The organism is Thalassospira sp., from assembly GCF_002709775.1.
In the GTDB taxonomy this organism is placed as follows: domain Bacteria; phylum Pseudomonadota; class Alphaproteobacteria; order Rhodospirillales; family Thalassospiraceae; genus Thalassospira.
In genome coordinates, this window is record NZ_PAQR01000053.1 from 54,129 (window position 1) to 75,489 (window position 21,361).

The 21,361-nt window shown below is 52.4% G+C and carries 9 protein-coding genes; 5 read left to right on the forward strand and 4 right to left on the reverse strand.

Annotated elements, in window-relative coordinates; translation table 11 throughout:
* Nucleotides 1-4 precede the first annotated feature (4 nt).
* Nucleotides 5-1,015 (reverse strand): HlyD family secretion protein, encoded by a 1,011-nt coding sequence (locus tag CMO10_RS16480; RefSeq protein WP_044828980.1) that lies wholly within the window; start codon nt 1,013-1,015, stop codon nt 5-7.
* Between the two features lie 366 nt (nt 1,016-1,381).
* Between CMO10_RS16480 and CMO10_RS16485 the strand changes: the two genes are divergently transcribed.
* A complete protein-coding gene (locus tag CMO10_RS16485) occupies nt 1,382-2,506 on the forward strand; it encodes a metallophosphoesterase (RefSeq protein ID WP_297024296.1) in 1,125 nt (374 codons plus the stop codon).
* A gap of 244 nt (nt 2,507-2,750) precedes the next feature.
* Here CMO10_RS16485 and CMO10_RS16490 read toward each other — a convergent pair whose 3' ends face one another.
* Nucleotides 2,751-4,058, reverse strand: coding sequence for an aspartate aminotransferase family protein (locus tag CMO10_RS16490; protein ID WP_297024298.1), 1,308 nt, complete (start codon nt 4,056-4,058; stop codon nt 2,751-2,753).
* 134 nt (nt 4,059-4,192) lie between these two features.
* Between CMO10_RS16490 and CMO10_RS16495 the strand changes: the two genes are divergently transcribed.
* Together CMO10_RS16495 and CMO10_RS16500 are read left to right on the forward strand one after the other, a co-directional pair.
* Nucleotides 4,193-5,068, forward strand: a complete 876-nt coding sequence (locus CMO10_RS16495; RefSeq protein WP_297024299.1) for a LysR family transcriptional regulator — start codon at nt 4,193-4,195, stop codon at nt 5,066-5,068.
* A gap of 51 nt (nt 5,069-5,119) precedes the next feature.
* A complete protein-coding gene (locus CMO10_RS16500; protein WP_297024301.1) occupies nt 5,120-5,461 on the forward strand; it encodes an amidohydrolase family protein in 342 nt (113 codons plus the stop codon).
* A 160-nt stretch (nt 5,462-5,621) separates the two neighbouring features.
* Here CMO10_RS16500 and CMO10_RS16505 read toward each other — a convergent pair whose 3' ends face one another.
* Both CMO10_RS16505 and CMO10_RS16510 read right to left on the reverse strand, forming a co-directional pair.
* Nucleotides 5,622-9,620, reverse strand: a complete 3,999-nt coding sequence (locus CMO10_RS16505) for an NACHT domain-containing protein (RefSeq protein WP_297024305.1) — start codon at nt 9,618-9,620, stop codon at nt 5,622-5,624.
* Between the two features lie 156 nt (nt 9,621-9,776).
* On the reverse strand, nt 9,777-12,857 hold the full coding sequence (locus CMO10_RS16510) for an FAD-binding and (Fe-S)-binding domain-containing protein (RefSeq protein WP_297024307.1): 3,081 nt from the start codon (nt 12,855-12,857) through the stop codon (nt 9,777-9,779).
* 632 nt (nt 12,858-13,489) lie between these two features.
* Here CMO10_RS16510 and CMO10_RS16515 point away from each other — a divergent pair.
* Nucleotides 13,490-15,367, forward strand: coding sequence for a ShlB/FhaC/HecB family hemolysin secretion/activation protein (locus CMO10_RS16515; protein WP_297024308.1), 1,878 nt, complete (start codon nt 13,490-13,492; stop codon nt 15,365-15,367).
* An 8-nt stretch (nt 15,368-15,375) separates the two neighbouring features.
* On the forward strand, nt 15,376-21,360 hold the full coding sequence (locus CMO10_RS16520; protein WP_297024310.1) for a two-partner secretion domain-containing protein: 5,985 nt from the start codon (nt 15,376-15,378) through the stop codon (nt 21,358-21,360).
* The last annotated feature ends 1 nt before the right edge of the window (nt 21,361 follow it).

The following is a 21,361-nucleotide window of genomic DNA, read 5'->3' on the forward strand; positions in this document are numbered from 1 at the left end:
CACTCTATTGCGCGGTCTGACGCAGGGTCGCGTCATCAGGCACATTCGGGGTGAATTCATTCGGCCAGTCATTATGATCGGCCAGCATGATGTAGGCCTCCCCCGGAAGGCCGGTTTTCACACGTTTGAGATGCTCGTTAAGCAGTTCCTGATCAATACGCACCTTGACGCGAAACATCAGTTTGTCGCGCTCGGCCCGGGTCTCGACCTCGCGCGGGGTGAATTGCGCATCATCGGCGACAAACGATACCTTGGCCGGGATGACAACGCTTGGTGCGGCATCAAGGATGATGCGCGCATCATTGCCAACAAAGGCCAGACCCGCCTGACGGGTCGGCAGGAACACATTCATATAAACATCGGTCAGATCGATCATCGTGATCACCGGACCACCACCCGAAAGAACTTCGCCCGGTTCGGCAAGGCGATATTGCACGCGGCCATCACGCGGGGCCTTAAGGACCGAATCATCAATCTGAACTTCAATGCCTTCAAGCTGGGCTGATGACGCCGCAACATTCAATCGCGAACTGGTCAGGCGTGCTTGTGCGGCCGTCAGGGCCGCCTTGGCGATATCGCGATCTGCACGGCGCTGATCGACTTCCTGTTGGGAAATGTTGTTGTTTTTGACAAGCTCTTCGGCGCGCGAAAGCTGCTGCTCGGCAAATGAAAGCTCGCTTTCGCGCTGCACGATCTGGGCTTCGGCCTCGGCAATGCCTTGTTCGGCAGCTGCGACTTCGGCACGCGCACGTGCGCGGCTTGTCATCAGCTCGGCCGTATCCATGCGGGCCAGGATCTGGCCGCGTGTGACCTGATCACCTTCCTCGACCAGAACTTCTTCGACCCGGCCGGCATATTTGGTCGCAACCCGGATTTCCTCGGCTTCAATCCGCCCGTTGCCCGATGCGATGAATTCCGGAAGTTCGGATTGCTGTGACTGCCAATAGGCATAGCCACCCCCGGCAGCAGCGACAATCACCACAAGCACGATCAACACAGCACGCAAGCTTTTCATTCCATTCTCCGGTATCGGGGGGCGGACCAAGGCAGGGCATTGGCAGGCCGGGATGGGTTTCTGAATGATGGTCAAACCATCTGACCAAAGTTCAACAACTTTTGCAACGCAGCACGTAGGGGCCAAACTCATTCAAATAACCGACCCTAGAATGATCCTAGATGATTGTTTTGGCGTAGGCTTTGATGTTGCGCAATTGAATGGGCAACCGATTCACTGTTTTCTGCGTTATCAGATAGAAGGCCGCAAAACCTCCTTCATAGGGCCTATGAAGCCCCCTCATAAATATCGGCCACTTTGGCGGGGATTGTTGCCGGCGTTTCGGCTATATTGCGCCTGAATTTTTCTTAAAGGATAGTTTGTTCCGTGTTTCTGTTTCACGTCGTCGTTGGTCTTGCCTGTTTATATGTTCTCTTGCGTCATGTGCGCCATCTGGCCTGGCCGCGCTGGGCCAAGATCGCTTTTGCCGTTTTGCTGGTCATCGGATCGCAGCATCACCTTTATGCCCGCATCGCCTTTGGCAGCATGTTCGTTCCCGAATTCCCGCAGCCGATTGTGGTGGCGGTCAATGTCGCCTTTGGCGTGATCTTTTTCCTGCTGTGGTTCCAGCTGGCCTATGACCTGATCGGCTTGCTGCTGCGCTGGGTGATCCTGCGTCGCAAGGTGCATGGGCCGGTCGTTTTGCGCACGGTCATGTCCTTTGCCGCTATTGCGCTGGCCTGCTTTGGTGTGGCGCAGTCGATGCGCGTGCCCGATGTGAAGGAAATGGATGTCACCATCCGCGATCTCCCCGACGGGTTTGACGGCTATCGTCTGGTCCAACTCACCGACCTTCACATCAGCAAGCTTTATGAACGCCCCTGGGTGGCCGAGGTCGTGGCAAAAACCAACGCGCTTGAACCCGATCTGATCGTCATTACCGGCGATCTGATCGATGGGGAATTGCCGCTGCGCTATGATGATGTGCAACCGCTGCATGAGCTTAAGGCACCCGATGGCGTCATCACCATTCCGGGCAATCACGAATATTATTTCGGCTATGAAAACTGGATGAACCACTATGGCGGGCTCAATATGCTGACGCTTGAGAACGCGCATATCGTTCTTGAACGCGGGCGCGATCAGCTCACCATTGCCGGGGTCACCGATCTTCGCGCCGATCGCACCAACCGGCCCGAGCCCGATGTCGCCAAGGCGCTTGAAGGCAGCCCGGAAAACGCGCCGGTCATCCTGCTCGATCATCAGCCGAAAATGGCCCGCGATGCGGAGCCGCTTGGTGTGGACCTGCAGCTTTCCGGTCATACCCATGGCGGCATGGTCGCCATCTTTGACAATATCGTCGCGCTTTTGAATGGCGGCTTTGTCTCTGGCATGTATGACATCGGCGACATGCAGCTTTACGTCAATAACGGCACCGCCCAATGGCCGGGCTTCGCCATCCGCGTCGGCGTGCCCGCCGAACTCACCGTCATCACGCTGCGCAAGGGCTGATCCGAAACGCGCCTTTGCCGCCGTCGTCATTCCCGCGCAGAGCTTGTGCCCGCGAAGGCGGGTACGGGAATCTATATCGGTGGGCATCGGTGGCCCAAGCGACGGATTCCGGGTCTGCGCCCGGAATGACGGGATTTCATGATGGAAAACAGAAACGGCGTCCTGATTGCTCGGGACGCCGTTTTCCTTGTGATGGTGGCACAAGGGGAGGGGCGAGACGTTGGTGGAGTGGATGGTGTAGGCGTTAGCGCGAAACACACGCCTTCACGGCATCGCCAATGATCGAAATGCCCTGATCGAGTTCCTCGGAACTGATGGTCAGTGGCGGGGCAATGCGGAACACACCGCCCATGCCCGGCATCTTGACGATATTCATGCTCAGCCCACGCTTGAAGGCCTCGGCCATGATGGCGGCACCCATTTCGTGATCGGGCGCGCGATTACCAGTTTCCTTGATGATCTCCATACCCAGAAGCAAGCCGCGCCCGCGCACATCGCCAACGCAGGCATATTGATCCTTAATCTGGGATAACCCTTCAAAAAGCTGCGCACCCATTTGCTTGGCGCGCGCCACCAGCTTCTCATCGCGCACCACATCAAGCACCGTCAAACCAACCGCGGCGGGCAGGGGGTCTGATACGTGGGTGGTGTAAAACAGGAAACCTTTTTCATAGGCAGCCTGCTCGATCTCGGGCGTCGTCATCACGGCAGAGAGTGGCAAGCCAGCCCCGATGGTTTTCGACAATGTCAGGATATCGGGTGTGACCCCGTCGCGCTGAAACGCAAACATGTCGCCGGTGCGCCCGATGCCGGTTTGCGCCTCATCCAAAATCAACAGCATGCCGCGCTCTTCGCATTTCTTCTTAAGTGCTGCGAGGTAGCCTTTCGGCAGTTCAAGGATCCCGCCGCTGGACAGGATCGGCTCGGCAACGAATGCCGCCAGATTTCCGGTCGATTGCGCGTCCAAAAGCTCAAACGCATCATCAAGCTCCGTCTGCCAATCAAGCGACCCGTCAGGATGCTTAAAGCGCGGGCGAAATGCATTGGGGGCCGGAATGGCAAATGATCCGACCGCGGCCGGGCCATATCCCTTGCGCCCGGCACTATAGGTCGCCGATGCCGCCACCCCGGTCATCCCGTGCCAGCTTTTGGAAAAGGCCACGATCTCATGCTTGCCGGTAACAAGCTTTGCCATGCGAATGGCGGCCTCGTTGCTTTCGGCACCCGTCGACAGGAACAGAACCTTTTCCAACCCCGGTGCAAGGGCCGCCAACCGTTCGGCCAGATCCACCACCGGGCGGGTCAGCATGCTGCTGAACAGATGTGCGACGGTTTCGACCTGGCGCTGCACGGTTTCGACAATGCGCGGATGGCCATGGCCCAGAACCGCCGACATCTGGCCGGATGTAAAATCAAGGATCGCGCGGCCATCGGCGTCATAAACATATGATCCCTTGGCGCGCTCAATGATCGCCGGATCAAACGGGCTGCCATAACGGATCAGGTGGTTGTTGGCACTTTCCCAGAAGGCAGCATCGTCATTGCGTGACATGGTTTTCACTTTTCCCTGTGTTGGTCGTGTCATGTGATGGGAAAAGCCTATCTTGTGGCGCGCAAGCGGTAAAATTGATAATGCTTACACTCCGATATCAAAAATATTGATATCATCAACCAACGGAGCCCCACATGCAGGCGCTGCTTGATCTCAAATTGCTGACAACCTTCGTGCGCGCCGCCCATGCCGGCACGCTCAGTGCCGCCGCCATTCAGGTCGGCCGCACCCAATCAACCGTCACCATGCAGATCCAGCGCCTTGAAGATGCGCTGGGCCAAAGCCTGTTTCACCGCTCGGGCAGCGGGGTAAGACTGACTGGCGCGGGGGAGCGTTTTCTGGGCTACGCCGAACGTATTCTGCGCCTGCATGATGATGCAGTCTCAAGCTTTTCCGATCAGGGATTGCGCGGCGCGATCACCTTTGGCTGCCCGGAAGATTACCTGATCGCCTTTTTCCCGGCCCTGCTCAAAAGCTTCGGCGCCATCCACCGCGATATCGAAATCCGGGTGGTTTCGGCCCCGACGCCGGAATTGCAAAAACTCCTGCATGCCCGCCAGATCGACATGGCACTGGTCTCCACCCCGGACATTACACCCGGTGGCGACTTCATCCGCACCGAGCAACTCGCCTGGGTCGGCAGCAAACCGACCCTCGAACTCCATGATTTCAATCAGAATACCGCGCCACAAACCCCGATCCCGCTGGCACTCGCCGCGGCAAATTCACTGGATCACAGATCGGCCCGCGACGCCATGGACGAAGCCAAACTGCCCTATCAGATCGCCTATGCCAGCAACAGCTTGGCTGGCCTGATCGCCGTCACCCGTTCGGGGCTAGCCATCAGCGTGATGATGCAAAAGGCCGTCCCGAGCGACCTCTTCATCCTGAAATCCCCACTACCGCCGCTGCCCAAACTCGGCCTGCGCGTCATCACATCCGAACTCAACCCGACCCCCGCGACCGACGCGTTCGCCGATCACATCACAAAGATGCTGCCGTTTTTGTGAGGAGAGGACACAGGCATTTGAGGACGCCTGCCGATCCTGTTTTCTGAAGGTGTGCAAAAAGGCCGCATCGACCTCAATCGCTTTGTCGCGCTCACGGCCACAAACCACGCCAAACTTTACGGCATGTACACGCAAAAGGGTACAATCGCGATTGGCTCTGATGCTGACCTCGCCCTTTGGGACCCCAATAAAAACGTCACCATCACCAATGACATCCTGCAACAGGGCTGCGACTACAGCCCCTATGAAGGCCTCCAAGTCAAAGGCTGGCCCGTCCACACCATCGTGCGTGGCAAAACCGTGGTGAAAGACGGCGAAGTCACCGGTCAAAAGGGCGACGGCAAATACTTAGCCCGGCAGAAATCGAATTTGGTGACGTCAAAGCCGGTGTGATCAGACCGGCGAAACCCGCCGCCACCCCACACCGTCATTCCCGCGTAAGCGGGAATCTCGCGCCAGATGCACCACAGCCAAAAGGCAGCACTCGCAATCGGTGCTGCCCTTTGTTGTTATTGCTAATCTTTTCAGTAAGATGCCGATTTTTCCGTGGAAGTTATTGTGTGCGACTTAGGTCAATCACAAAGACATCAATCCTGCCTTTAAGCTCTTGTGGCATCGACTTGATTATCTCTGAGTCCAACTGTTCACTGGATTGGATTTCAGATCGCCTTCTATCTGCAATGGCCACATCTTTTCCAAACCAAAGGACTAGATAAACTCCCTGCTGCTCTGCATCGGGATGAACAGAGTACCGTTGGTCGAGCTGAGTCGACGCAGCACTAAATAACTCGCGGTGCCATTGGCCTTTTACCTCAATCATCAGTAATCTGCGTCGACCGTCTATCATCGATGCTACGGCAATGTCGCATCGGTTGCTGTCTCTCATATGTCGCTCTATTTCAATAGCCAGATTCAGCGCAGACATCCGGCCTTTTAGAAGTTCGACAAGGCGGTTTCGGGCAGTGTTCTCGTTAACGTGTTCGTAGCCTTCGTAAAAGTTTTCGAGAGTATCTGTCTCCGCCTCTCGAATTTGCTGCTCGAGGTCTCCAAGGTTCTCTATAATGAGAGCTCGTAAATCTTCGACGCTGGCGATCTCTTGATTTCGGAGTAAGGCCACGATGTCAGACGGTGACGGTGGAGAAAAGTGTTCTAGTGCTAGTTTCCTCAAACAGAACGCTCGCTCTGAAAGGAAAGCGTTTCTGAATTTCAAGAACCTTTCTTCAGCAATCAATCGATCGAGGATCGGGATTGCATTTGCTGGAGGCGTTCTGCCGATCCGTGATGGTATTCCAGAGATATATCTGTATGCCTTCTCCCCGGGTGGTGAACTGGATCCCCAAGATGAGGGAAGTTCTACCTCGGGCCATTGATCGAAGAAAGCGTCGAGCACAGCGTAAAGTTTTTCTGCGGATAATGGAGGTGATAAGTCGTCATCGTCTGCAAGGTACCTCTCGCTGCGAGCAGCTATGCCTAGAAGACTATCCCTATCTGATTTGAGCTCTTCCCATGCCACTTTGTTGTCGTCATGGAAAAACGAATTAAGAAGCCAAAACGTTCTTCTGTCATGGTCGCTACTAGAAAATTCTCTTTTTTCTTTAGGTGAGTAGAATTCTAGCCGTTGGGAGATCAGGCTGCAGATGTCCTGTTGAGAGTTTTCTTTGCATGCAGTTTTAAAAAGTTCGTATTCCGCATCGAAGCGCATGTCTGGAAAGCGCTCTAACCACTCCATTGAAAGTTTTTTGCGAACAGTTTTCAAGAATGGCCTGGAGCCTAGCCAACTGGCAAAGTTCGGTACTTCTAGCCTTTTTAGTCCAGGTTCTATAAAGGCACGAGCAAACTGCTCATTGTCATCGTCGTCAGAGAAAATCGCATGGTTAAGCTCTGTTTCAAAAGCATCTATTTCTGTATCGTCTAGGCCACTAGAGTTCCCTAATTTTACTCGAGCAGCATGTAAGACACTTTTTGGTAAGTCTTTGATAGGGAACCCGTTTCGCCAGAGGAGCAGACAAGCGATAAACAGGACTTGTGCGACTTGGTGTCCGCGATGTTGTCCCATTTCTTCAAGACTTGAAACGTGATTAGATAAAAAGGGAATGCAGTTAGAGAGTGCTTCTTGAGCGACTTCTCTAGAGACAAACTCTGAAATCTCCGACTCTCCAAACATCTCCCAGTTAGCAAAATGCTGCAGCCACCAGAAATGGTTGCCCGATAGAATAAATTCGAAGTTTTTCTTTAAATAATTTTCTATTTTTTCTTTGTTATCTCTGTCTCTGCGCTCGAATTTCTTCCTTCTGTTTGGGTGAGTGCGTCGGTTCTCATTCCAATGATTGATGTCACGTCGATTAAGATCGCTCCAAATAATTTGAAGCTCGTTATTGCCACGCGCTTGCTCGCGCATGAATGCTCTCACAGGATCGTATTTTTTATGTTCGCTATAAAATCTATGTGGAGCCCACAGACATTTCCAAAGTTCATAAAGATTATTCTCTTCTGCGTACTTAAGTAGTTCAATTAAATCTCTTTCTTGTATCTCAATCCCAGAGTGATGGTGGTCGATTAATAGTGCAAAGCGTACGTCACGGTATTCTTCCAACGTTTGCACTTCGCCAAAGGCCAGTTTGTGTATGCGTTGTCTAAGGCTATGGTTTGAAGCCAAAGCGTTTACAGAGCTGCTATGTTCTGGCATTAACCGATTGGGGAACCTAAGTTTCTTTAACCAAGTCCACAGACGGTCTGGGTCGTGAGGTCCGTTACGGGCTTCGAAATACCGATCCAGAAGGAGGCCAATGATCTTGCTAGGCCCGAAGCGGCATTTGCATTCGAAATCCCGCTCTTTTCCGCAAGTGCATTCTAAGTCTTCAGTTAATTTATCAAGATAGTATTCAATATTTTCAACTGGAAATTCTTCTAGAAATTTCCTGAAATAGTAAAAATTATATTTCTCTGTTATAAGTGATGTGCGCTGGCTTGAATGCAACGCAGATATTTTTCTTAAAAGAACCAAAAGTCTATCAAGCTTGAAGCGTTCTGCTCCGTATGAAGTTATTAGGCTGATGGCCATTTGTAACGAAGTTGCGGTGTCTTCTGAAATCAGCCCGCTCAATGTATGGTTCGCGTCGTAAGTCGGACAATCCAAAAGAAGCGCATATGCGGCGATCCTCTCTTGTTTGTTGCTTGAGGGGGATAAAGCAAGATTTTCTAGTTCATTAGTTACGTCGCTGACTACTGGCGTTCCAGCTATCAATTCGAGAATGAGAGTTCTTAGATGTGGTTTTACCGTTTTATCAGTTAGTAGGGGCCGCAGGGCTAAAACGGTGTCGTTTGTAAAGAACTGTCCAATGTTGAACGAGCGCCACATATCGCTTCTTCTGAAATATGGGTCTTGCTCGCTCAAACGCTGTAGTTGTTGAATTAGGAAAATCTTGTTTGGAGGGGTTAGCTGTGAAGGGTCACCGTTAGCAAGAACTGCGTAAGGGTCAATCTCAATAAGCTTCTTTTGGGTTTCAATGTTCCCTAACGCAGCCATCCACGCAAACAGGCCCCGCAGCTCGTCTCGTACGACTCCGTTTGGAGCGATTATCGCTAAACAACGTCGAACTGATAGGCGATTTGAAGAATCTTCAGTTTGATTGACGAGGTGCTTTGCCGCAAGAAATTCAGCTACGATACGATGAACTGGTTCGTGCTCATCTTGGGTGTTCCCTAGCTTGAATAGCTGTGAGTCTAGGAGAGCTGTCCATTCTATTGAAAGAACATCTTTAAACTTACCGATGTATGGGTAGTTGTGATCATCAATTTTCTCTTTAACAGTCACCCCCGACGCGCCGGATAACAAAAGATGTGCAAAGATATTGCCTGCTTCTTTTACAATTGCTGATGCTTCTGGGCGTCCTCTTGATGATCTACCGGAGTTAGCTTCAAGTGCTAACTGTCTAGCTGCATCTGAGTAAATTTGCAGTTTGCTCTGGAACTTTCCGTGGTTCTGAACAAAAGCATATCCAAATATCTGTAAGAACTGAGGATTCCCCAATAAGGGAGTAAGGTCGAACCGTTGTGTTTCTTCTAAGAAAGCTTCAAAGTTTTCGCCTTGAAACGCATGCTCAAAAAGCAACTTCTGCTCATCTTGGGTGAATTCAACGATAGATGCTGTTACTGCTTCTCGGCCAAATTGCTCCTCTATGAGCTTGGTTCGCGAACTCTCCCACTCACTAGATCTACTGGCAAAGATGACTGTTCCAGTTGCCTTGCTTGCTTTGCCAAAAATATCCCAAACGTTTTCCTCGCTTACACGAGCAACTTCATCCATAGCGTCGATAATCAAGTCATTCGCGAGGGATGCTTCAGGGCTGTTTCGGAAAACTGCTGCACGCAGGCTAGAAACCTGCAGTAATTCAGCTAATCTCTTTAAAAGTTCAGTTTTTCCAGCACCCGGTGGCGCGAGAAGAATAATGAGGTCCGAGCTAGCAAGCAGCTCCTCTTCGGTGAGGATGCTCTCTCCGACCCTGATATGTCTGCTGATGTAAAACGGTGGATTTTCCAATTCGTTGCTCAAGAATTCAGAGGGCCAAGGTCATATGACGTCTATTATAAGACAACCCTACATCTAATAATATGCAACGTAAAATGGATACCTGTTTAGATGGCATGCATCTTAATTTCTCTTATGTCCACGTCCCTGGAATAGAATTGGTCGGCTTGTCATGCCCAATCAGATTTGGCTCAATAAATACTCCACCGGATGCTGCGGCTTCACACCTTCATAGCGGTCGACCTGACAACGGCAGGAATAGCCGGTCACCAGCATGTTTGCCGCACCGGTCGCATCGACCTTCTTTTTCCAGCTGAGATCATAAAGCTCGCGCGAGGTTTCCTGGTGGCGGGTTTCGTGGCCATAGACGCCGGCCATGCCGCAGCAGCCGGTTTTTTCGGTGGTGAGCTTTAGGCCAAACGCGTCAAAGATTTTCTGCCATTTGACACCGACATCGGGTAGGGACGTCTTTTCCGTGCAATGGGGAAACAGGCTTGCCGGGGCATCAGTCGCGCCCATGTTAACGCCGTTATCAATTTTGGGCGGGGTGAGGCGGCCGTTCTCGATCTCGCCCGCCAGCCATTCATGGAACAGATGCACGCGATAATCCGGGCGGTTTGAAAGGCGCTGGGCGTATTCCTGCCGATAGGTCAGGGTCACGCTGGCCTCGATCCCGATCATTGGAATTCCAACTTGCGCGATTTTGCCCAGCACGATGTCATTTTGCCTGGCCTGATAATCAAAGCGTTTGAGGAACCCCTTCACATGCATCGCCTTGCCATTGGGGCGGTAGGGCGGCACGAAAACGCGGTATCCAAGGCGTTGCAACAGGTCGACATGGGCCAGCATCACGTTGGTGTCGTAATGCGTGGTAAAGCAATCCTGCACAAGGATCACCGACTTGGCCTTTTCATCCGCCGAAAGCCCATCGAGCTCCGCCTGCTTGAACTTGCCAATGCCGCGGGTGCGCAGGCCGGATTTAAGGCTCTGGCCGTGCAGTTTCGGCAAATCGGTCAGGCCGATGAAGCGTTTGAAAATCCAGGGCATCGGCGGGATGGATTGCAGCGCGTTAAACAGGCCCGGCGCCTTTGCCAGAAGCGGCGCCATGTTTTCAAGTGACGCAATCACATGGTCCTTGATCGGGCGTTTATATCGGGTGTGGTAGGTCTCAAGGAACCGGGATTTCATTTCCGGGATATCGACCTTGACCGGGCATTGCCCAGCGCACGCCTTGCACGACAGGCAACCGGCCATCGCCTCATAGACGTCATGGGAGAAATCGCGGCCATTGATGACGGCCAGGTCCTTGTTCATCGGATCGGTGCCGACGGATAGCTGGCGGATCCATTCGCGGATCATTCCGGCCCGGCCCTTGGGCGAATGAACGCGCGATCGCGTGACCTTATAGGACGGGCACATGGCATCCATCAGATCCCAGTTAAAGCACGCCCCGTTGCCGTTACACCGCGTCGCGTTCAGGTATTCATCGCGAAGTGCATCCTCGATCTGGCGGTCAAACTGGCCGCGCATGGGCGCCTCGTCAATCGCCGTGATCGGGGTGTTTTTGCTATAGGGCGATGCGATCTTGCCGGGGTTAAGTTGCCCTTCGGGATCAAAGGCTTCCTTGATGCGGCGCAGAACATCATAAAGCTCTTCGCCGAAATAGATCGGCGAGTATTCGCCCCGGAACCCCTTGCCATGCTCGCCCCAGATCAGGCCGTTATAGCGTTTGGTAAGCTCCGCCACCGCGTCCGAAACGCGCCGGATGCGGGCCTCGTCCTCCTCATCCATCATGTCAAGCAGCGGGCGGACATGCAGGCAGCCGACATCGACATGGCCAAACATGCCGTAATCAAGCCCCTCGGCATCCAAAAGCGCCCTGAACTCGGCAATAAAATCGGCCAGGTTTTCTGGCGGCACAGCGGTATCTTCGACAAACGGGGTGGCGCGGCGTTTGCCTTCAAGGTTGCCCAGAAGCCCCACCGATTTGGCCCGGATCGACCAGATGGCGGCGATTTGGCCCGGATCGGTCGCCTGCACAAAGCCGATGGGTGCAAAGTCTTCAGTCGGGTTGGCATCAAGGTAGGATTTAAGCTCCGCCTGTTTGGAGCTAACCTCGGCCTCGCTCTCGCCAACAAACTCGACGACGTTAAAGCCGCGTGTGGGGGTATTGCTGTTTTCCGTGCCGAGAAGCTTTCCCAGCATGTGCCAGCTTTCATCCTGCTCGGCCAGTTTCATGACCTTGTCATCGATGCTTTCAATCGCCACCGGATCAAACTGCACCAGCGTTTTGACGTGACGCAGCGCTGAATCAAAGCTGTCATAGCGGACCACCGTGACGGCCTTGTGTTTGGGCAGCGGAATGACGTGGAAGGTAATTTCCTTGACCATGCCAAGGCTGCCCTCGGCCCCGGCGATTAGGAAGGACAGGTTCATGTCGCCGGTGTCAGATACCGCTTCCTTGAGGTTATAGCCGGTAAGCCCCCGGTTCATTTCCGGGAAGGTCGCTTTGATCTGATCCCGCCGTGGCGCGATTTCGTCATGGACCTTTTTATAAAGCTGCCCGACCCGGTCCGCGCGCTCCATGGTGTCCTTGGCTTCCGTCGCGCTCATCGCGCGGGTATTGAAATCCGTGCCATCGATCAGAACCGTGGTCATGTCATGGATGTAATGGCTGGTCTTGCCATAAATCCGCGATCCCTTGCCGGAACTGTCCGATCCGATCATGCCACCCACCGTGGCGCGGCTTGCGGTCGAAACGGCTGGCGGGAAGAAATAGCCATGTGGCTTCAGCCAGGCATTGAGCTGATCCAGCACCACACCCGGCTCGACATGCACCAGGCCCTTCTCCGCATCAAAGCCCAGAATGCGATTGAGGTGCTTGGAGGTATCCAGAATGATGGTGTTGTTCAGCGACTGGCCATTGGTGCCGGTCCCGCCGCCCCGCGGGGTGATTTTGACCTCGGAAAACTTCTCCCGCCCCGCCATTTCCATGACGACATTGATGTCATCACGGGTTTTCGGCTGCAGGACTGCGGTCGGCATCACCTGATAAACGCTGTTATCCGTCGCATGGATCAGGCGTGTCGGGAAATCGGCATGGATTTCACCGCTAAACTTGCCCTCGGCCTCCAGTGTTTTGAGGAACCCCAGCGTCAAACTATCCAGCGACCGATCCGGGGTCAGGGCCGGCAATTTCGAAATCACGCTTTTATTCGAAGCACTCGTAACCGGAATGGCAGCCGGGGCAGAAACGGACATCAGGCTCTCTCAATATTCGTATGATAATATCATATGCCTTAATGGCGGGATCTCCGGTGCGGGCCGGCCCCCGAAATGGCAACGCGCCCATTTGACCTGATCGCGATTGAATAGACAAATCGAAAATTCCGAAAGATTATTCAAAATAAGTGAATAATCAAAACGGCAGGCAGAGTGGGCCATTTTGCCCTGATGTCGAGATCAATTCCGATCCGTGTTTATGTCCTAAATCCCGGTGCGCCAAAGCCGGTATCGGCCTGCAAATGGCACCTTAATTCTTGCATCAGGCGCGGTATAACAGCGGCAGGAGCTAGTGGCTCAGTTCTTGCGGGGGGAAAGGGCAGTGCAATCAGGTGCGCGGGCCGAGGTAATTGTCGTGGAAATGGCACGTTCGTTGGAGCGCGGTAGCTGCTGCAGTACCTAGAATTATTCCATATTCGTGAACGTCGGTCAGAAATTCTTCTTTGGGTTTACTTCCTTGGTTTAGGTGTAGACCTGAAAGGTATAGTCATCAAAAACCTATGGGTATTCAAGGTTGAACATTTATCAGTTGATTGTGGCTTATCTGTGATAGCCATCACTTTCGGTTTCTGAGTTTTGTCTTAGCGAAGAAAAATGACGATCAGTCATTTATGTCAGAAAAATCTGATGTAACCATCCAGTTTCTCTATCGGGTGCAGTCGCTAAGTAAGATGAATTCGAAGGTATCCAAATTTGGTCGTCAGAGCCAGAAGTCACAATCCAAACGTGACCGGGTTGAGTTGTCTGTACGTCGACTATCCGGTCGTTGTTGCATATGGGCAGGAGTTTTAGTCTTTGCTTGCATGTCTCTGGCTGCAGCACAGGCACAAACACCGTCTCAGCGTGACGAAATCATTCGCCAACAGCAACAATTGCTGCGACAGGATGAAGAACGTCGAAGAGAGATAGAGCAACAGAGAAAACTGCGCGAACTTACTCCTCCCGAGGAAGACGAAAAAGCGCCAAAAGAAATCGTTCCTTCGGGTGATCAATGCATTTTGATTGACGAGATCAGACTGGCAGAAAATGACGTTCTGTCCTCTGGGGATATTTCCGAAGTTCTGCGGGTTTTTGAGGGGCGGTGCCTTACGACGACTGACCTCGAAGAACTTCTTTCTGCCGTGAACGACGCGTTTCGGGAAACAGGATTCATTACGACGCGTGCTTATCTTCAACCTCAGGAACTTGCCGACCGAGTATTGGAAATAACTGTCGTTGAAGGTCGGGTCGAAGGCATTTCGATGGGAGAGAATACCCTCGAAGATCAGACCCAAATAACATTTGCGTTCCCAGTCTCCGATAGAGACCTGCTCAATATTCGCGATATCGAGCAAGGCCTGGACCAAATGAACAGGCTACCGTCAAACGATGCCAAAATGGAAGTCAGCCCTGGAACTCAAGCCGGTCTTTCTATCGTAAATGTAACAAATACGGTAACGCGCCCATACCGATTTACGATTGGGCGAGACAATTCGGGAAGTTCATCAACGGGAAAACTTCAGAACACCGCCGCAGCTAGCGCTGACAACATAATGAGCATCAACGATGCTTGGAGCCTGAATTATAGCAAGACAGCCAGAGACTTTGGCTCTGCACGACTTAGTGAGAGCCTTTCCGGGGTTTTCTCGATACCTGTTGGCTACTCAACACTTACCTACAGCGGCAGTTACTATCGATACAGCACTCTCGTCTCTGGCGATGCTCAAGACTTTATGACATCCGGGTTGAGCACCAGCCACAAGCTGGAATTTTCCAATATCGTTCATCGAGATCAGACCAGCAAAACGCGGCTGGATTTGTCATTGACCGCAAAACGGTCACGCAACTACATCGAGGACGTTCTGGTCAACACATCGAGCCGTGACCTTGTTGTTGGAAGAACAGCGATCGCGCACAGCACTCGGCTATTTGGCGGCGTCGGATCAATAGAGCTAGGTTTTGAGAAGGGTCTGAAAATCCTCGGCGCTCTTGAAGATCAACCCGGCCAAGAAAGCGACGCACCCAAGGCGCAATTCCGTAAATGGGATATCGACACTAGTTACCGATACCCTTTCCAGATTGGTCAGCATGCATTCTCTCTAAGCAACTCGACGCATTGGCAATACACCGGTGACACATTATTTGGCACCGAGCGGATTGGGGTTGGCGGACAGTATTCCGTCCGGGGGTTCAGAGACGATACGCTTTCCGGGGATATCGGCGGCTATGTCCGAAATGAATTGGTTTGGTCTTCCGCTGCGAACGCCCTTGGCCTACCCGATAGCATTCTCCACAGCATTCAGCCTTTTGGTGCATTTGATTGGGGCTGGATAAAACGAGACAACAGTGAAACGCGCGAGAAAGGCACGTTGCGAGGTGTCGCCATTGGTATTCGTGCATATGGCGAACATGTCAGCTTGAGTGCCGAGTATGCCCACGGCATGTCATCCCCCGATTTCCTTGAAAAGAACGGCCACGAAATCAATTTTCGCGCCGTATTTCATTTGTGAGAAGCGCAATGCCCCACAAGACCAGATCTCCTCAAAGCCATCTGTTTTTTTCCACGCTGAAAAAATTTGTTCGCGGTTCATTGGCTGCTGTTTTGAGCTTCAACCTCGTGGTGTTGCCAACACTTGCAAATGCACAAGCAGTGCCTGATACGAGCCAGCCCGGATCCAATCCAACGTTGGAAACGGCCCCAAATGGCGTACCGGTCATCAATATTGCGACCCCAAGCAATCAGGGCGTGTCGCATAACCGCTTTACGTCGCTCGATATCCAAAAGCAGGGGATGGTATTTAACAATTCCAAGAACCTTGGAACTTCCCAGCTTGGTGGTGTGCTCCTCGCAAACCCAAATCTCAAGAATTCCTCAACGGCAAAAATCATTCTAAATGAGGTGACGGGAACAAATGCCTCTCAACTGAACGGGTTCGCGGAAATCTTCGGGGACCGGGCACAGTTCGTTATCGCAAACCCCAATGGCATTACCTGCAAAGGTTGCGGGTTCATCAATACCAGCCGAACCAGCCTGACGACCGGCACTCCCGAAATGGAAAATGGTGCGCTCGCCAGAATTGATGTTGATGGTTCGAAGCCAATCACAATCGAGGGTGACGGCCTCAACGCAGAAGATGCAACCGCGCTACATCTGCTCGCAAGAACGATCAAGCTGAACGCACCGATCAATGCCAAGGAACTGAAACTCGTTGCTGGGCGGAACTTGATTGAATATGGCGCCGAGGTTGTTACGAGCAAAGTCGCTGATGGGTCATCGAAACCCGCTCTCGCCATCGATGCGAGCCATTTCGGTGCAATGTACGCTGATCGTATCAGCGTCCTTGCGAACGAAGACGGCGTCGGCGTCAAGATGCCAGAAAACATGGCCTCCGGCCTTGGAGATATCAGCATCACCGCGGACGGCAAAATTGCAGTCACCAATGCCGCAGCCGCAAAAAATTTCTCGGCGACGTCGTCAAACTCTGATGTCGAGGTCAACGGCACGGTGTCTGGTGGCAAGGATGTAAATCTCGAAGCCCAACAAATTTCAAACACGGGAAAAATAGTTGCTGGGCTTGATGCGAACGGAACGCTTCAATCTTCTGGAACAGCGTCGCTGATAGCGCAAACGGCGATCACCAATTCAGGAAAGCTCATCGGCGCCGGCAAAGTGGTTGTTAAAAGCAACGCGGGCTCGGTCGCAAACACTGGTGGTGCGACGATAAGCTCAAACGGCACGGTAGAAGTGTCGGCAGCAAATGATGTCAACAACAGTGGCAATATCGTCGGCGAAGGTGACGTCGAGATTTCTGCAAACAACATCACGAATGATAACGGACTTATCAATTCGAAAGCAGACCTGTCGTTTACTGCTGCAACTCTGACAAACCAAAATACCCAATCAGCCGGCAAGGGTTTGCAGTCAAGTGACAAGATCGACATTACCGCCGATCAAGTCGTCAATAGCTCCGGGCAAATTTCAGCAACAAACTTGGTGAAAGTCGCTGGCAAAACGGCTGGTCAAGAATTGACGATTACCGGCGGGAAGGTCGACAGCAACGGCAATGTGGACATAACTGCCGATGCAGTCGACACCAGCGCAGCAATAACCACGCAAGGCAACGCGTCGATTACGGCTCAAACGGGGAACTTGACGCAAACCGGTACAATCAAGGCAGGTGACAAAGTTGTTCTGAGAGCCCAATCCGGCATCATTGAAAACGGCGGAACCACTGTTTCGGTTAACAAAACAAGTTTGACCGCAAAAGAGATCAACAACACCGCATCCGGCACGATCAAAAGCGGTGGAAATGCAACAGTTCTAGCGTCAGATCAGTTCACTAATGCCGGACAGGTTTCATCCCAGACAGATCTAAGCGTTCAGTCCAGCATACTTGAAAACGACAAAGGTGCATTGCTGGCAATTGGCAATATCGACCTTTTGGGCAGTAACAACACGCCAGCCACGCGCATAGCAAACAGGTCTGGTGTCATTGAAACGCTGAATGGCGACATTTCGATTACGGCATCCGAATTCATTAATGAACGGAAAGATTTTAGCGTAACCCGTCAGCAAACATATTCAAGGAACGAAGGCACTATCATTTCAATTGGCGAGGTTGCCGGCGGGGTCAGCACTCAGTATCTCGAGTACAATGAGACAGGCGTTCTATTCTTCCGACATCCTGATGACCCGTCTTGGCTTCTTTATTACGATTATGGCCCGATCCTCGTACGCCAGTATCAGGATGTCGCGAGTAGCTCGAACGCGGCCGCTTACCTATCGTCCGGCGGCAACCTGACGGTCAACGCAGATACAATTCGCAACGCCTATAGTCACATCTCTGCGGATGGCGACATATCGATGACTGGCGACACATTGTCAAATGTGGGTCAGATTCTTACAAAGCAAACAACTGTTTACAAAGGTGGTGGGTACTATAACCGCTGCCAGTCAAACAAAGGCTGCCAATGGCTTCTTAACGGTGCTGGCGAAAGTCAGATCAGCAGTGTCGAGTATGACACTGTTGATGCAACCATCCAGGCTGGTGGGCAATTCCAGGGCGATTTCACCGGCCAAGTTGACAATGAGACGATTTTGGGTGCAGTCAGCGATGGAGATCGAATTTCGGCGAATTCGGTTCAGGCTGATATTACAGAAGTGCCTCCGCAAACCAGTATCTCTCTTGTTGATTTCTTCGATGAGCTTCCTGCCAAGGATGCTCTGACACAACTTGCTCCCTCAAACACCAAGGCCGTGTTTGAGTCCCGGGCGGAATTCAGCAATCCCTCTGTGGTGCTTGGCGGGGACTATTTCCTCAGCCGTGTTGACCTTGATCTAGAAGACGTCCCGGAACGTTTTGCCTTTGACCAAGCGCTTGAAGAGCGACTTGTCCAAAACGCAATCCGCATCGAAACCGGGCAACGGTGGCTGGACCCGTCGGTTCAGGATGCATCCCTGCAGCTCAAACAACTCGTTGACGGTGGTATTGCAGCCCAAGAAAGCCTCAATTTGACAGTTGGCGTCGAACTGACAGCTGAGCAGATCAACAGCCTTACCCAAAATATTGTTTGGTACGTCGAAGAGGAAATTAACGCCGAAACTGTTCTTGCGCCTAAACTCTATCTTGCAAATGCCAGTGACTTGGAATTTGCCGGTAAAGGCGGGCAAATCATCGCCTCATCAGTTGCCATTGATGCGGCGGGCATCAATAACAGTGGTGACATCGTCGCATCAAATGGCGACGTGAACCTGGCTGCAAATGATGACATCAACATCAGCAGTGGTCGCATCAAGGCAAGCGACGACATCACGCTTGATGCTGGCGGTGCCATCCTTGTTGAAACCGATACCACCAATGTCCGTACAGCCAATGGCGGTTCACAATCAATCGTCGGACGCAGGGCATCTCTTGATGCCGGCGCGAGTGTCAATCTTGATGCTGCTGAAGAAATTGCGCTTTTTGGCGCAGATGTGACCGCCGAAGACGACGTTTCATTCTCTGCCGGGTCAAGCCTTATCGTCGGCGCAACTGCGGTTGAGGAAAACGTCAATTGGGGCGATGACAGCACCTATGACAGATGGAGCAGAACCAGCAACCGTGGCAGCAACATTCAAGCTGGCGGGGAGATAACGTCCTTCTCGGTAGATGACACGATTGTACAAGGTTCCGAGCTCACGGCTGGTGAGGATATCAACCTGCTCGCCGTTGGTAATGTCGCGATCCTCACAGCGCGTGACACCTATGATTATGAGATGCAGCGAAACGGCGGCGAAAAATCCGGCACCGGGCATAGCGTTTCGAATGTCCGCAGCGAACTGACCTCTGGTGGAGACATCCAGGTCACATCTTTGACCGGAGACATCACGGCGCAAGCTGCCAAATTCGAATCCCTGAAACAGGATGATGGCACGGTTACCCTGAATGCCGAGCAAGGTCAGGTATCCCTGATATCGGCGACAGACGAAGAAAGCTGGACTTTCCAATCTTCGAAATCCAACGCGGTCAGCTTCAAGATGCGCGATGCGGGTGCGATTGACACCAATGTCGTGATGACCGAAGTCACCGCCGATGGCGGCTTGATCGTCAATGCCGGCAACGGTGTTGTGATTGAATATCGCGATACCGGTAATCTCGAAGACTCTGTTGATGCTCTTGCTTCAACGCCCGGACTTGAATGGATGGCCGACATGATGGCGCGCGATGACGCCACTTGGAAGGCTGTTCAGGAAATTCACAAAAGCTGGGATTACAAGGCACAGGGCCTGTCGGGACCGGCGGCAGCAGTAATCGCGATTGCCGTAACAGCGGCTACTTATGGTGGTGCAGCCGCTGCTGGCGGTGCGTTTGCAACAAACTTGGGAATGACCGCTACTGTTAATGGTGTAACAACTCTTACTGCTTCAGGAGTTGCAGTACAGAGCGCGATTGCTGCAGGACTCTCGTCACTGACCAGCCAGGCAGCTGTCAGCCTGATCGGTAATGGTGGTGACATCGGTGCAGTGCTGGAGCAACTGGGGTCTTCTTCTACGATCCGTTCGTTGGCCACAACCATGGTCACCGCCGGTGTTTTGAGCGGTATTGGTGCTGTTGATATCGGGAATGCGTTTGGAAACGAGACGCTTAACAAGCTCGCAACCAGACTGGTCAATAACAGCGTCCGCAATGCTATTTCATCCTCCATCAATACAGTTGTTGCCGGGGATGGAGAATTTGGCGACAACCTGCTCAATGCGCTGCAAAGTGCAGCTGTGTTGGCGATTGGTGCGACGGCTGCTGAGGGAATTGGCGAGCTGCGCAACGAAGATAATTTGGACTATGTCAGCCACAAACTGGCCCATGCTGCTCTTGGTTGCGCCATTGCAGTAGGCGCGGGGGGCGATTGTGCAGGCGGGGCAATCGGTGCTGCCGCGGGTGAGGTCGCAGGGGAACTGTATTTCAGTGAAGAGCGACAACAGGATTTTGCCGAGGAACTCAAGACATCAATTACCGATGACAATCTGAGTTTCGGAGAAGCAGCACTGAAAGTTCAGAAGTGGAAACAGCAAGGACTCGATGTTGCCCGTTTGGCTGGTGCCTTGTCTGCCTTTATCGCCGGTGCTGACGTCAACAGCGCAGATACAGCAGCAACCAACGCAACAGAAAACAATCTGTGTGGAACGGGTGCGTGCGCGACAGGCCTAGCATTGCTTCTTTCAGCAGCTTACACCTACACAGTTGCCGAGGGCGAAGGTGATTTCTATGCCGGGCTGGGCGAGATTGGTCGCGGCGAAGATTTCTTGAGCGAGATGAGTGCCGCAGCCGTTAGCTATGGCATTGAGGGCGCGTATGCGGTTGCGCCAGACACCACCACTGCGGTGCTGCAGGGGCTTGCGGCGGTGGGCGAACTAGAAAGTGCTGTTGTTACCTATGTTGATGATGTGACCGGCAATGTCATCAGCCGTAACTGGAACGCAATTCCACAAGAAACGAGAGATCAAATCTCGGGTGGTGTTACCTTTGCTACTGTTGTTATCCCGTCAACAACAATCGCAAAACTTGCGCCAGCTAATGTTAATGTCACAGGTGCTGCTCTTGCGAAGCTTAAGAAAAACTGGCCGGGGGGAGTGCCAAACCGCATTGGCACACAGGCTGATATTGTTGACCATTTCCAACAGAATCGGCAATTCTGGTCGCAGGATCCGGTGCAGTTCAATGGTAACAAGGTATACCAGCGGAACGACTTGATTGATCCGAACAAAATTGATGTGGAAACTGGATTGACAAACCAACAGTTGATGGCACAGGGATATGCACCTTACGGTCCTGACGGTAGGAAAATAAACCTACATCACATGATCCAAAAGCAAAATGGTGCAATTGCCGAGATGACAGCAACTTTCCATCAGCAGAATTCGGGAACTATTCACATTAACACAGGTCGATTGCCCTCAGGGATCAACAGGTCACAATTTGATCAATGGCGTAAGCAGTACTGGATTAACCGAGCAAACGATTTCTAGG

Coding starts and splice junctions, on each gene's coding strand:
- CMO10_RS16515 (WP_297024308.1), top strand. CDS start 13,490: ATGTCAGAAAAATCTGATGTAACCATCCAGTTTCTCTATCGGGTGCAG.
- CMO10_RS16510 (WP_297024307.1), bottom strand. CDS start 12,857: ATGTCCGTTTCTGCCCCGGCTGCCATTCCGGTTACGAGTGCTTCGAAT.
- CMO10_RS16480 (WP_044828980.1), bottom strand. CDS start 1,015: ATGAAAAGCTTGCGTGCTGTGTTGATCGTGCTTGTGGTGATTGTCGCT.
- CMO10_RS16490 (WP_297024298.1), bottom strand. CDS start 4,058: ATGTCACGCAATGACGATGCTGCCTTCTGGGAAAGTGCCAACAACCAC.
- CMO10_RS16520 (WP_297024310.1), top strand. CDS start 15,376: ATGCCCCACAAGACCAGATCTCCTCAAAGCCATCTGTTTTTTTCCACG.
- CMO10_RS16495 (WP_297024299.1), top strand. CDS start 4,193: ATGCAGGCGCTGCTTGATCTCAAATTGCTGACAACCTTCGTGCGCGCC.